This window comes from Sciscionella marina DSM 45152 (assembly GCF_000379465.1).
Lineage (GTDB): Bacteria > Actinomycetota > Actinomycetes > Mycobacteriales > Pseudonocardiaceae > Sciscionella > Sciscionella marina.
Map to the genome: position 1 here is coordinate 78786 of NZ_KB905394.1, position 11649 is coordinate 90434.

The window sequence follows — 11649 nt, forward strand, 5'->3', positions numbered from 1 at the left end:
TCTGGTGGTCAGTGCGGGTTCATCCGGCGCCCAAATTGCCGACGAACTCCGGCGCACCGACCGGACGTGCCATACGGTTGCCAGGAGGGGCCGATCTGCTCACCGGGAGCGGGAGCCTGGGGGAGAACTCGCCAACAGGATTCGCGAGAGTGACCGACCCCATGCGTATCGCACGCGAGGAAATTCGGGACTGTGCTCTCCGTTATTTCCTATGACGAACCCGAAGAGCTCGCTGACCGCGCGAGCGACACCGAATATTGTCTCGCCGCGGTGATCTGGTGGCGCGATATCGCGACGGCAAACCACCTTGCCCGGCAAATCCGGGCCGACACGGTGTGGATCAACATACTCGACGCCCGCGGGGAAGCATGGGACGGGATGCAGTCGTCAGGAGATGGGCTTGGCGTTCGTCCGGAAGCACCCCGGCGATTCAGCGTGGGCCCACCCGTGGACGGCCTGGCTGCTTACGTCGACACACTGCACCGAGTCGTCGACCAGGTGATCGACACCGGCCTGCTGCTCTGGTCGGTCCCGGAACACGGAATACCTGTGCCGGTTCGGCGTCAACCTGGTGGATCAGGTGATCCTCGGCGGCGTTGCCAATCGCGGATTGAACGCGTGGTCCGTCCGGTCGATCCTCGTCTCCGTGCTCATGCTGCCCTCCGCCCGGTATGCGAGGTCTGCCGCAGGCGGGACGCGAGCCGGAGCCATCCCGATTGGCCTGCGAAGGTGAAAGAAATTGCCATCATGATCATTTTCTGACCCGCAGAACAATCGTGTCTTCTAGTTGCACACATAGCCGAGAGGACTCCGGCTATGTGTCAAGATAAGACTTTCCGCACTCTCGGCGTGTTACCGTCGACAAATGGCTCGCACTGCCCGCGGCACCCTTTTCCGCGTGGTGACCTTCGATGTTTATGACCACGCTAGGTACACGTGCGCTCGCGGTCGACGTTCCGAAGACCGACGGCTTGAGGCCGAACGGGCGGCACGGGCGCGAGACGTGCGCCGCCTGCGGCATGAACATCCGGACGACACGAGCGGCGCGTGGTTCGGTAGGACGTGTTCTCGAATGCAATCACGATGTACGACCCCGTCCGCGCGTTATGGTGCTGCGGCGATGATTGTGCTGGGTCCGTTGTGACAGCACACGTCCCGAGCGCAAGTGGCGGGCCGACGGCGAACGGCATGGTCACGGACCGTGACCATACCGGGGGCCGTCACGGTCCGTGACCTGGTCGAGTTGCGGCACCTGCAGGCGACTTTGCTTGCCGGTGCGGCGGGGCTCGACCGTCCGGTGTCGTGGGCTCATGTGAGCGATGCTTGTGATCCCTGGAACTGGCTTGATCCAGGCGATCTCGTATTGACCTGTGGCTACATCGTCCCGGAGGAGCCTGCGGCGCAGGTGCGGTTCGTGGAGAAGATGGCCGCGGCCGGACTGAGCGGCATCGTGATCGGCGAGGACGAACGCCGTCCACACCTTTCCGACGAGCTGTTTGCGGCGGCCGATCGATCCGGGTTCCCGGTGATCGACGGCGCGCACGCCGTCGGCTTCACTCAGTATGTGCGGTTCGTGGCCGCCGCCAATGCCCGGGGCGAGGACCAGTCGTTCATCCAGATCGCCCGGGTGCACGGCGAGGTGATGGCGAGCTTGCGCGAGAAGCTCGCGGGCACCGAGTTCGTCGACCGGCTCAGCCGCGTGGTGCGCTGCACTCTGCACGTGGTCGACCCGCAGGTGTGGGAACCACTCATCCGCGGCGGCAGTACGCCCGGGCATGCGTGGAAGGACGCCTACGACGAGGAGGTCCGCCGGTCCTCGGGCCGGGCGCCGTTCGTGATGAACCTGACCGTCGATGACCGGACTGCGCTCACCATGCCGATCCCCAGCGAGCGCGCGGCCTGCCTCATCGCCTTCCCCGACAGCGACGTCGAGCCCCGGCTGGCAGTCCTGCAGCAGATCGCGGCCGCATGCGCGCTGGAAATCGGGCGAGTCGATGCGGAGGTAGAGCGTGCTCGTCGTTCGGGCGCCGGACTGCTGAACGACGCGCTGAACGGCCGACTCGAACCGGCGGTCCTGACCGCACTCTTCCACGAGCACCGCCTGCGGGGCGATCTGCGCGTGCTGGCGATCGACGACCGCCCCACCGCGGTCGACCGACTCGCGCGCAGATGGCTGCTTGGCGACATCCCCTTTCTGGTCGGCGAGATCGGCCAGATCGCCATTACCGTGTTCCGAGCCGACGACCTTCCGCAGGGATACCTCGAGGAACGCACCAGACTGGAACACTGGCGCGCCGGGCTCAGCGACCCGTTCGCGGGGGCGGGCAACCTCGGCGATGCCGTCCGCCAAGCGCGGTGGGCGCTGGAGACCGTCAGCCCGGGCAGTTCCGCGCTGGCGTCCTACGGCGACGGCAGTCCCCCATTCCTCCCGCGGACGCTCGCGGAGTCCGAGCTGACGGCCGAACATGTGTTGGGCGCGCTCCTCAAGTATGACCACGAGCAAGGCACCGAACTGGTCAAGACCCTTCGGGTGTACCTGGAATGTGACCGCTCGCCGAGCCGGGCCGGTGAGCTGCTGTTCATCCACACACAGACCGTCGCCTACCGGATCGCGCGGATCCAGGAACTGACCGGCCGTTCGATGCGGTCCACCGGTGACGTGTGCGAACTCTGGTTCGCGCTGCGGGCGCTTGCACTCTCCCAGACCACGCAGTGACGGAAGTGGAGCCCTGTCTTCGCATATGACTCGGGGAGCACGAGTCATTCCTGGACGCAATGGGCAGCGGTGAAGCCCGGTGTCAAGCTTGCGCAGGCGTCGGATGGTCAACGAAAGGAAGCAGTGTTGAGCAGGTCATTCGAAGGACGTAGCGTGATCGTCACCGGGGTCGCCTCCGGTCTCGGGAGTGCCTTGGCGCGAGAGTTCGCGACCGAGGGAGCACATGTTTTCGGCTGCGACGTCAGCGACGAGGCTGGGGCGGCGGCGATGGACGGGATCGGCGTCTATCGCCACGCAGACGTCTCCAAGGAAGCCGAGGTCGAGGCTCTCATCGACGACACGGTGCGGCGGTGCGGCCGACTCGACGTCATGGTCAACAACGCCGCGATTCAGGTCGAGCAAGAGCTGGCCGACACGACCGAGGAGCAGCTCGACCGCGTCCTCGCCGTCAATCTGAAGGGCCCGTTCTTCGGCAGCAAACACGCGATCCGGGTGATGCGCGGAGCGGGCGGCGGAGCGATCGTCAACGTCGCCTCCGTCCTCGCTTTGGCCGGCGACCCCATGCTCGCTGCCTACGGCGCCGCCAAGGGCGGGGTCCTCGCGCTGACCAAATCGGCCGCTGTGAAGTATGGGCGCGAGAAAATCCGCTGCAACGCCGTCTGCCCGGGCGACATGCAGACCCCGATCGTCGAGGCGTACTTCGCCGCCGCGCAGGATCCGGCCGCCCTGCGCGCGCAGGCCGAGGCCGAGTACCCGCTCGGCCGGATAGCGCAGCCGCGCGAGGTTGCTCGCGCTGTGCTTTTCCTCGCCTCGGATGACGCGTGCTTCGTCACGGGTGAGGCGCTCGTCGTCGACGGCGGTCTGCTCGCTGAGTGCTATTGACGGGACTGTGCTTCGATCCGGACCGGTGCCGGAACGGGCCGGTATACCTGCGGTCGGAGGACGAACATGTGACGCTCGGCCTCCTGCTCCAGCTAGCGCGTCCGACGCTTCCATAGCCCACTGCGCGGGCCGGCGCAGCGCCAGGCTCGGCCGGACCGGCGCTATGTCGCTGGTCGTGACTCGGCGAGCGCGACATGCACCGACACGGTCCGAAGCGTTCGGGACGAGGTTCTCGACCGTCGTCACCAGCCCGTGAATCACTGGATCCGTCACGCCTTTGACGGTTGTGCCCTGCCCAACGTCAGAATGGAGATTCCCTTGCAGAGCCTCGGCATCGTCCACACCGTCTCGCGCCTCGCGCCGACGTTCACCGAGCTCGCCGTTGAACTGCTCCCCGCAGTCGAGACGACCGTCATCACCGACGAGCTCCTCCTCAAGAGGACGGTCCGTAACGGCATGGTCGACAACAAGACGCGGGACCGGCTCCGCGGCCACGTCGCTGCGCTTGCCGGCTTCGGCGTCGACGCCGTGCTCGTGACCTGCTCGTCGGTGGGCGACGTGGTCGACGAGATCACGCAGAGGGCCGATACCCCCGTCTGGCGGGTCGATCGTGCGATGGCCGAGCGCGCCATCGACCTCGGGACCACGGTTGGAGTGCTCGCTACCCTGCCCACGACACTCGTCCCCACCAGCGAACTGGTCGAGACCGTCGCCTGCGAGGCCGGCCGCGCCGTCACGGTGGTCCCGCGCCTCTGCGACGGCGCTTTCGCCGCGCTGGACCGTGGCGAAAGCGTGCAACACGATGCGATCGTCACCGAGGAACTCGACCGCCTGACCGCCGAAGTCGATGTGGTCGTACTAGCCCAGGCCTCGATGGCGCGGATAGCCACCGTACGGCCCACGAGTGGCACCCGGGTGCTGTCGAGTCCACGGCTGGCGATGGAGCGGTTGGCCGAATACGCGGCCATGCCCGGCACTGCGTAGATCACGACATGCCGTGTTTCTGCGCCGACCACACAAAAAGCCGCCGACACTACTGACCGCGACCGGGCCGTGTTCGCCTATCGGGTCGGTCGCCAGCCCGACACCGGCCGCGAGATGCTCGATGAGCTATCCGGATCGCCCCGATGGCGAGTTGCCCAATGCCGTTCCGATCTCGCCGAGGTGTTCGAGCAGCGTCGCGACACCGGGGCGACTCGCCGCCGTCGGCGAGTAAGCGAAGCGGATTTCCAGTTTCCATTGGTGCAACGGCAGGGCCAGTACCGCAAGCTCACCGGCGCGCTGCGCTTTCGTGACCGCGAACCGAGGAACGACAGCGATGTAACCGGAGTCGATAGCGAGCTGAATCGCCGTCAACGGCAGTCCGATGGTGTGCACCGGCCGATTGCCTGGGCGTTGCGGATGCTCGAAGTTCGTTGCGAGTGACTCGGCTTCCGGACCCCAGCGGTAGACCACGACAGGAGTCTCCCGCAGATCCGCGAAGCGCAGCCGTTTCCGATGCGCCAGCGGGTGCTCCGGAGGGCAAACGGCCACCATCGACGGCCGGCTGACTCGTACCGAGCGCAATTGCTCCTCGGCACTCCCGGTCAGCACGAATCCGGCATGAGCGGTGCCGTCGCGTAGTCGGCGAAGCACCTCGTCGCTGTGCGCCACACGACAGTGCAGCGCGACCGGTTTACCGGCAAGCACGGTCAGTGCAGCTGGGAAAACGGAGGACGCAAGGCTGGCCGGCGCGGCGAGCACCAGTCGCTGGCTTCGTTCGCTGTTGAGCTCCGCGACCGCCTCATCGAGCAAGCCGAGGCATCGTGTGGCGTACTCCGCGAACCGCTCCCCTTCCGGGGTCAGCACACTGCCTCGCGCTCCGCGTTCGAAAAGCGTTGTGCCCAGCCGACGTTCGAGCGCGGCAAGCCGAGTACTCACCGAAGGACCGCTCATCCGCAGATCGGCTCCCGCGGCGGCGAAGCTCCCGAGACGTGCAGCAGCGGTGAAAACGCTGAGGTCCGTGATATCGATTGGCGGCACAGCCATAGGCAGAGGCTAACGCTAGCCGAAGGGAAAGTCACTCTTCCGAAACGCCGCACGGCATTCAATAGTGGAAATATGAGCATGGAAAAACCCGACGGGGATTCCTCGGGGACGGTATCGGCCGCCGACGACCGCCGGCTACGCCGCGCATTGGGAACACCATCCCTTGCCATGCTCACGTTTTCCAGTGTGATCGGGTCCGGCTGGCTGTTGTCACCGTATACCGTCGCGAAGGCCGCGGGCCCCGCCGCACTGCTCACTTGGGTGATCGGCGGACTCGCTACGCTTCTGGTCTGCCTGGTATTCATCGATCTCGCCTTCCGGAATCCGATGTCCGGCGGCAATGTACGCTGGCCGCGGATGGCCAGCGGTCCACTTGTCGGTATCGCGGTCAGCTGGGCGATCCTCTTACAGGCCATCTTCGCCGGGCCGAGCGAATCGACCGCTGTCGCACAGTATCTGGGACGGTGGGTCCCTGGACTGGTCAACGAGGATTCGCTGAGCTGGACCGGCCGGCTGCTGGCGGCGGGACTGCTGTTGGTGTTCTGTACGGCCAGCTTCTTCGGCGTCGTTTTCATCACCCGGATCAACAACGTGGTGACCACGATCAAGCTCGTCGTCCCGGCCGTGACCGTGATCCTGTTGCTCGCCAGCGGATTCGATACGGACAACTACCGGATCGGCGGCGGTTTCGCACCGTACGGTATTTCTTCGGCACTGAGCGCTGTCGTCGGCGGTGGTGTCGTGTACGCGTTCACCGGAATCAACGGTGCGGCGGTACTTTCCGGTGAAGCAAAGGATCCGCGCAAATCCGTCCCACGTGCGACCCTCTTGGTCTGGGGCGGTTCGCTGTTACTGTTCCTGGCATTGCAGGCCGCGATGATTTTCTCGCCACCGAGCGGTCTGCTCGGTTCGGGCTGGCATGGACTCAACCTCAGTTCCCCGCTTGCGCAACTCGCCGGTTTGCTCGGCATGGGCTGGCTTTCCACGGTGCTGATCATCGACGCGGTCTTCTCGCCGTCCGGCAGCATGCTGATGGGGACCTCGATCAAGGCACGCTATACCTACGGTGCGGCGCAGAATGGGCTGCTGCCGAGCGTCTTCACCCGAGTCAACCGCCGTTGGGGCGTGCCGTGGACCGCCTTGCTGCTCAACACCGTGGTCGGCGCTGTCGTCATCCTCGGTTTCGGCAGCTGGGAATCGATCGCGAGTTCGCTGAGCTTCTTCTACGGACTGAGCTACGCTGTCGTTTCGGTGGCCAGCACAGTGCTCTATCGGTCGGACGGACCCGGATCCGGGTGGCTCGGTCGTTGGTCGATGCCGATCGGGTTCACCTCGTTCGTACTGTCCGGACTCATCCTTTACTGGTCCGGCTGGACGAAAGTACGAATTGCGTTGCCGATGCTGTTGATCGGGTTCGTCATCTACCTCGTGCGCCGGCGGGTGCACCGTGGAAGCGAACCAGTATCGGCGATGCAAGGTTTTTGGCTGATCGGCTGGCTTTTACTGCTCGGTTCCTTTTCGTTCCTCGGCGCATTCGACGGGATCGAAGTCGTCAGTGCACCGTGGGATACCGTGCTCGCCACTGCCATCAGTGCCGGAACATGGTGGCTGGCGCACCGCTCCGGTGTGCAGTACCGGCAAGCGCTCGCCAGGCGAGCGGAACACCATTCCGATTTCCTTTCGATCAACGAAGCTCGAGCCTGAAACGCAAACCCAGAAAGTAGAGGTACTCCGTTGACCGAAGCACGCTACGCCGAGCTCGATTGGGATGTGGCGCGATCGCGCGAACGCCGGACCAAGCGGTGGTCGGTATACGGGCCGGAGGTGCTCGATCTGACGGTCGCCGAGATGGATCTGCCGATCGCCGAGCCGATCATGGCTGCGTTGCGGGACGCCCTGCGGCGCCAGACGGTCGGCTATCCGATCCCGGCTTCGGCTTCCGATCTGCCAGAAATCGCCGCCGGTTGGCTGACCGAGCGGCATGGGCTCGCGACGGAGCCATCGGCCATCGGACTACTACCCGAACTGATGCGCGGCATCACCCATTCGATCCGGCTGTTCACCGAACCGGAATCGCCGGTTGTCGTCCCGACGCCGAGCTACCGCAGCTTCTTCGGTGCGATCGAACTGGCCGGTCGCCACGCTGTCGAAGTTCCGATGCGCACCGATTCCGGCGAGTATCAGCTCGATATCGAGCAGATCGACTCGGCATTGGCGGCCGGAGCGGGCAGCGTGCTGCTCTGTCACCCGTCGAATCCGGTCGGCCGGATTTTCACCCCCGCCGAATTGCGCGCGCTCGCCACGGTAGTCGACCGGCATGGTGCGCGCGTGATAAGCGATGAAATACATGCACCGGTGCGGTATCAGACGGAGTTCACGCCGTACGCGTCGCTCGATGCCACAACCCGCCGGCACTCGGTCACGCTCTTCAGCGCCACCAAGGCATGGAACATTCCGGGCCTGCGCTGCGGTTTCATCGCGCTCACCAACCCGGACGACCGCGCGCTGTGGAAAACCCTTCCCGGCGCAGCGACCGGTGGAATCAGCCCGCTCGGAATGCTCGGCTCCGCTGCCGCATTCCAGCACGGAGAGCCATGGCTGGACAACGCCATCCAGTTCCTCGATGAAAACAGGAAACTACTCGCCAGGCTGTTCGCCGAGGCGGAACTCTCCGCTGCCTACCAACCAGCAGCCGCCACCTACCTCGCCTGGCTCGATCTGCGCACACTGGGATCCGGGGCACAGCCGGCTCAACTGCTGCTCGACGAGGCAGCCGTAGCCACGGCACCGGGGCCGGACCACGGCGAAGCGGGCAGCGGTTTCGTCCGGCTCAACTTCGCAACCCAGCCCGAGATGCTCGAAGAGGCGGTCGGCCGGATCATCAAAATCCTCAACGAGCACGGCTGAATTCGACGACAAGGAGCTCGCCGACGGGTCCGGCTTGCCGGGACTCCTCAGCTGCCCACTACCAACCTGTCCGCGTGGCTGCGGCGGCCGCGATCCACGCCCGTCGCAGCCGCGTGGCCCGAAAGGCCGATGCCCGAGAACGAAGGGGGTTGTGATTTGAGTAGACCGGTCGTATAGTAACTTCAGAACGCGACAGACACCGAACTCCCGGAAAGAGAAGGCGCAATGAGACGCATCAAGGTCGGCACGGAGAACAGCACCGACATCGAGCTGCACTACGAGGACAAGGGGACGGGGCAGCCGGTCGTCCTCATCCATGGGTACCCGCTGGACGGCAATTCCTGGGAGGGTCAGATTCCGGCGCTGCTGACCGCAGGCCACCGGGTCATCACCTACGACCGGCGCGGCTTCGGCAAGTCCAGTCAGCCCTCCACCGGTTACGACTACGACACGTTCGCCGCCGACCTGAACACCGTCATGGAGACCCTCGACCTGCGCGACGCGGTCCTGGCAGGCTTCTCGATGGGCACCGGCGAGGTTGCCCGCTACCTGTCCGTCTACGGCTCCGGCCGGGTCGCCAAGGCCGTGTTCCTCGCGTCGCTGGAACCGTATCTGGCGATCACCGACGACAATCCCGACGGCGCCGCGCCACTCTCCTTCTTCGAGGGCGTCTCCGAGGAAGCGAACAAGGACCGCTACGCCTTCTTCGCCAGCTTTTACGCCGACTTCTTCAACCTCGACGAGAACCTGGGCACCCGGGTGAGCGAGGAGGCCGTGCGCAACGCCTGGAACGTAGCGGCCGGCGCGGGCCCGATCGCCTCAGCCGCCGCCCCACTGACCTGGCCCACCGACTTCCGGGCAGACATCCCCCGGATCGACGTCCCCACCCTGATCGTGCACGGCACGGGCGACCGCACCCTGCCCATCGATGCCACCGGACGCCGCTTCGCCAAAGCCCTGCCCACCGCCAAGTACGTCGAGATCGACGGCGCGCCGCACGGGCTGCTCACCACCCACACCGCCGAGGTCAACGAGATCCTCTTGAACTTCCTCGGCCGATAACGTGTCAGGCGGTGTGGCCGATGCATGAAACCGAATAGACGACTGGTCTAATGGACGGTAGGATGGGGAGCATGCCAGCCGTCCGGGGCGACACTCGCCGCAGCATTCTCGACGCCGCCCAGCGGATCATGTCCCGCAAGGGATTCTCCGCGGTAGGCATCAGCGAAGTCCTCGCCGCGGCCGGGGTTCCGAAGGGATCGTTCTATCACTTCTTCGGCTCCAAGGACGCCTTCGGCGAGGCCATGATGCGGGCCTACTTCACCGACTACCTGGCGGACATGGACCGCGTCCTCGCCGAGTCGGACCTGACCTCGGCAGAACGGCTCATGAACTACTGGCGGAACTGGCACGAGACACAGAGCGTCGATGAATGCCAGGGTAAGTGCCTGGCCGTCAAGCTCGGCGCGGAGGTCGCCGACCTGTCGGAGACAATGCGGCTCGCCCTGAAGGAAGGCACCACCGCCATTATCGACCGCCTGGAACGGACGATCACGGCCGGCCTGAAGGACGGATCGATCACCGTCGACGGCACCCCTCGCGACACCGCGCAGGTCCTGTACGACATGTGGCTCGGGGCGAGTGTCATGGCCAAGATCCACCGCGACATCGCCCCGCTGGACACCACGACGACGGTCACCCGTCAGCTCCTGCATCTGTAGCGCCCAGCCACACCCCGACCCCGAAGGTCCACCCGAGCACCGGTCACCAACAGAGACGACCGGTCTACTGAAAGAGTCACACCATGAAGATCCTCATCGTTCTCACCTCGCACGACGAACTCGGCGCCACCGGCCGCGAGACCGGCTTCTGGCTGGAGGAACTCGCCGCCCCCTACTACCGTTTCAAGGACGCCGGCGCCGAAATCGTACTTGCCTCCCCCAAGGGCGGTAAGCCTCCGCTTGACCCCAAGAGCAACGAACCCGCCTTCCAGACCGACCAGACCCACCGCTTCGAGGCCGACCCGGAAGCCATGGCCGCCCTCGACCACACCGCCCGGCTCGACTCCGTCTCCGCCGACGACTTCGACACCGTCTTCTACCCCGGCGGACACGGCCCCCTGTGGGACCTGACCGAAGACCCCACCTCCGTCCAGCTCATCGAGACCATCCTGCGCGCCGGTAAACCCCTCGCCCTGGTCTGCCACGCCCCCGGCACGCTGCGCCACGCCACCAACCCCGACGGCACACCTCTCGTCCAGGGCCGGAGGATCACCGGCTTCACCAACGAGGAGGAAGCCGCCGTCGGACTGACCGACATCGTCCCCTTCCTTGTCGAGGACGAACTGAAGCGCCTCGGTGCCGACTACTCCAAGACCGACGAATGGCAGCCCTACGTCCTCACCGACGGCCTGCTCGTCACCGGCCAGAGCCCGGCTTCCTCCGGCCCAGCGGCCGACGCCCTCCTCACCCTCCTCGCCGAAGTCAACAAGTCCCGCGCATAACCCCCGCACCACAACGAGCCCGGCCGGACAGGCAGATCAGTGGTCCGGCCGGGCCCGCTGCGCACTCCGTTACCCGTGGGCACACCGATCAACGAGAGCGACACCAATGAGGTCTTCATCGTGGGCATCGCCGGCGACGTCGGGAACCGTCTGGCCCGTCTGCTGACCGCCGTCGGTGACCAGGTCGACGGGCTCTACCACCGCCCGGAACAGGGCCAACACCTCAAAACCCTCGAACAACGCTGGACCGACAACACCCACCCCACCAACCGAACAAACCGACCCCCCGGTTCGCGGTGATTGTCCCCTATCGGCCCCGCACCGGGGTCAACCACCGCCTTAGCCACAAACCCGTTGCCACACAAGCAAAAACCGCACCGGCCCACCAAGCGATACCCAGCACAGACCACCCCAGGATGCCCCACCAGGAGCACACCCAACACCACACTCACCCGAAAACCCGTGAACACAAAAAACCGCAGGCCATACGGGGGACTGGGGCCTGTGTCAGTAGCGGTGCTTTCGGCCCGACACGCCGGGCTGATGTCCGGTGGGATGGGCACTGTGAGTGATGACATCTGGCGTTGTGAGCGCTGAGAAGAAGATCAAGGAG

Annotated in this window: 11 protein-coding genes; 10 read left to right on the forward strand and 1 reads right to left on the reverse strand. The window is 65.5% G+C overall.

The window, feature by feature from the left end:
• Positions 1-192: 192 nt before the first annotated feature.
• From A37U_RS53005 to A37U_RS44590, 4 genes are all read left to right on the forward strand, one after another.
• Positions 193-762 (forward strand): aldehyde dehydrogenase family protein, encoded by a 570-nt coding sequence (locus A37U_RS53005; protein WP_205622987.1) that lies wholly within the window; start codon positions 193-195, stop codon positions 760-762.
• A gap of 439 nt (positions 763-1201) precedes the next feature.
• Positions 1202-2716, forward strand: a complete 1515-nt coding sequence (locus A37U_RS0121770) for a PucR family transcriptional regulator (protein ID WP_169526920.1) — start codon at positions 1202-1204, stop codon at positions 2714-2716.
• 123 nt (positions 2717-2839) lie between these two features.
• Positions 2840-3598: an SDR family NAD(P)-dependent oxidoreductase gene (locus A37U_RS0121775; protein ID WP_276142036.1), complete on the forward strand. Its 759-nt coding sequence runs from the start codon at positions 2840-2842 to the stop codon at positions 3596-3598.
• Between the two features lie 252 nt (positions 3599-3850).
• A complete protein-coding gene (locus A37U_RS44590) occupies positions 3851-4582 on the forward strand; it encodes an aspartate/glutamate racemase family protein (protein WP_157182950.1) in 732 nt (243 codons plus the stop codon).
• A gap of 126 nt (positions 4583-4708) precedes the next feature.
• Here the strand turns inward: A37U_RS44590 and A37U_RS0121785 are convergent, their stop codons facing one another.
• Positions 4709-5626 carry a LysR family transcriptional regulator gene (locus tag A37U_RS0121785; protein ID WP_020498800.1) on the reverse strand — a complete coding sequence of 306 codons (918 nt, stop codon included), beginning with the start codon at positions 5624-5626 and terminating at the stop codon, positions 4709-4711.
• Between the two features lie 72 nt (positions 5627-5698).
• Here A37U_RS0121785 and A37U_RS44595 point away from each other — a divergent pair, with 72 nt between their 5' ends.
• The 6 genes from A37U_RS44595 (at position 5699) to A37U_RS0121815 (ending at position 11336) form a co-directional block, all read left to right on the forward strand.
• The gene (locus A37U_RS44595) at positions 5699-7330 is read left to right on the forward strand and encodes an APC family permease (RefSeq protein ID WP_063712814.1); all 1632 of its coding nucleotides are present in this window, start codon (positions 5699-5701) and stop codon (positions 7328-7330) included.
• Positions 7331-7360: 30 nt separating this feature from the next.
• A complete protein-coding gene (locus tag A37U_RS0121795; RefSeq protein ID WP_020498802.1) occupies positions 7361-8533 on the forward strand; it encodes a MalY/PatB family protein in 1173 nt (390 codons plus the stop codon).
• A gap of 225 nt (positions 8534-8758) precedes the next feature.
• The gene (locus A37U_RS0121800; protein ID WP_020498803.1) at positions 8759-9595 is read left to right on the forward strand and encodes an alpha/beta fold hydrolase; all 837 of its coding nucleotides are present in this window, start codon (positions 8759-8761) and stop codon (positions 9593-9595) included.
• A gap of 71 nt (positions 9596-9666) precedes the next feature.
• Positions 9667-10254 (forward strand): TetR/AcrR family transcriptional regulator, encoded by a 588-nt coding sequence (locus A37U_RS0121805; RefSeq protein ID WP_020498804.1) that lies wholly within the window; start codon positions 9667-9669, stop codon positions 10252-10254.
• Positions 10255-10337: 83 nt separating this feature from the next.
• A complete protein-coding gene (locus tag A37U_RS0121810) occupies positions 10338-11036 on the forward strand; it encodes a type 1 glutamine amidotransferase domain-containing protein (RefSeq protein ID WP_020498805.1) in 699 nt (232 codons plus the stop codon).
• A 75-nt stretch (positions 11037-11111) separates the two neighbouring features.
• On the forward strand, positions 11112-11336 hold the full coding sequence (locus tag A37U_RS0121815) for a hypothetical protein (RefSeq protein WP_026197480.1): 225 nt from the start codon (positions 11112-11114) through the stop codon (positions 11334-11336).
• Positions 11337-11649: the final 313 nt, after the last annotated feature.